The sequence below is a fragment of the Pseudomonas sp. 22189 genome, from assembly GCF_052045635.1.
Lineage (GTDB): Bacteria > Pseudomonadota > Gammaproteobacteria > Pseudomonadales > Pseudomonadaceae > Aquipseudomonas > Aquipseudomonas parakoreensis.
This window is the reverse complement of record NZ_JBQEPG010000073.1, coordinates 1-589: the sequence shown is the minus strand read 5'-3', so window position 1 is coordinate 589 and position 589 is coordinate 1. Positions and strand designations below refer to the sequence as shown.

Annotated in this window: 1 protein-coding gene; it reads left to right on the top strand. The window is 54.2% G+C overall.

The window, feature by feature from the left end; all coding sequences use genetic code 11:
• Positions 1 to 589: calcium-binding protein (locus tag ACTJKS_RS28030; protein ID WP_440829056.1), on the top strand; the 589-nt coding region annotated here is incomplete at both ends.

Genomic DNA, 589 nt, shown 5'->3' with positions numbered 1-589 from the left:
CGATATAAGCGGCTTCGAACGCCCAAACCCATATGATCTCGTGCTGCGATATGGCACGGATGACGTGATTAATATCCAAAGCTATTTTTCAGGGGCTACCTATTCAGTTGAGGAATTCCACTTTTCCGATGGGGTGGTCTGGACCACTGCCGATGTCGCCAAACGCATCGTGGGAACCAGTGGTAACGACGCTCTTGTTGGTATGACGGGTATCGATAGCGGCCTTTATGGCTTGGCCGGTAATGACAGCTTGGACGGCGCCAGCGGGAATGACACTTTGGACGGAGGCTCGGGCGACGACAGACTTACCGGGGCCCAAGGAAATGACACCCTGAATGGCGGTGTCGGCAACGATCTGTTAGCCGGTAACAGTGGATCAGACACCTTCATTTTCAGTCGCGGGGATGGGCAGGATGTCATCGCCGACGATGGCCGTGCGACAGACATGGATGTGGTGCGTTTCACTGACGTCAACTCGACCGACATCACCGGTTTTGAGCGCACTGGATATTCGGACCTGCTCATTCGTTATGGTACGAACGACACCCTGACTGTGCAGAGTTTCTTTACAGGCGCCGAATGGTCGATA